Source organism: Mesorhizobium sp. 2RAF45, from assembly GCF_052115225.1.
Taxonomy (GTDB): Bacteria; Pseudomonadota; Alphaproteobacteria; order Rhizobiales; family Rhizobiaceae; genus Mesorhizobium; species Mesorhizobium jarvisii.
Map to the genome: position 1 here is coordinate 1 of NZ_JBFRGG010000035.1, position 1,230 is coordinate 1,230.

General features: G+C 66.6%; 1 protein-coding gene. It reads left to right on the forward strand.

What is annotated here, in order from left to right; translation table 11 throughout:
- A partial coding sequence (gene hemA / locus AB4Z43_RS33445; RefSeq protein WP_441940985.1) for a 5-aminolevulinate synthase occupies nt 1-1,230 on the forward strand: 1,230 nt, incomplete at both ends.

Here is a 1,230-nt window from a genome sequence, read left to right on the forward strand (position 1 = left end):
GCGATCGACCAGCTCCACGCCGAGCGTCGCTATCGTGTCTTCGCCGACCTCGAGCGCATCGCGGGCAAATTTCCGCGCGCCATCTGGCGCTCCAACGGCCGCGCCGAGGAAATCACCGTCTGGTGCTCCAACGACTATCTCGGCATGGGCCAGCATCCCGATGTCATCGCCGCGTTCCAGAACGCGGCCGGCAAGATGGGATCGGGCGCCGGCGGCACCCGCAACATTTCCGGCACCTCCAACCCGCTGGTCGAGCTCGAGCATGAGCTTGCCGACCTGCACGGCAAGGACGCGGCTCTGGTCTTCACCTCCGGCTTCGTCTCCAACGAAGCCTCGATCTCGACGATCGCGCGGCTTTTGCCCAATTGCCTGATCATTTCGGACGAGTTGAACCACGCCTCGATGATCGAAGGCGTGCGCCGCTCGGGCGCCGAGAAGAAGATCTTCCGCCACAATGACGTCGCGCATCTGGAAAGCCTGCTGCAGGCGGCGGGGCGCGAACGCGCCAAGCTGATCGTCTTCGAAAGCGTCTATTCGATGGACGGCGACATCGCGCCGATCCGGGAGATCGTCGAGCTCGCCGAGCGCTACAACGCCATGACCTATATCGACGAGGTCCATGCTGTCGGCATGTACGGACCGCGCGGCGGCGGCATCACCGAGCGCGAGGGCCTGGCCGACCGCATCGACATCATCCAGGGCACCTTGGCCAAGGCGTTCGGCACGCTGGGCGGCTACATCACCGGCACCGGCGCGGTGATCGACGCGGTGCGCTCCTATGCGCCGGGCTTCATCTTCACCACGGCGCTGCCGCCGGCCATCGCCGCGGCCACCACCACCTCGATCCGGCATCTCAAGCGCTCGCAGGCCGAGCGCGATGCCCAGCAGCAGCAGGCATCCCGGACCAAGCAGGTGCTTGCCGCCGCSGGCCTGCCGGTGATGGACTCGCCAACCCATATCGTGCCGGTTCTGGTCGGCGATCCTGAGCTTTGCAAAATGGCCAGCGACCGCCTGCTCGGCGTGCACGGCATCTACATCCAGCCGATCAACTACCCGACCGTGCCGCGCGGCACCGAGCGGCTGCGCATCACGCCGACGCCGTTCCATTCGGATGCGCTGATCGCTGGACTGCAGGACGCGCTGGTCGAGACATGGGACGCGCTCGGCATTCCCTACGGCTCGGCAGGACGGCCCTCGGTCGCCAAAAGCGACCGGATCGTTCCGCTGCTG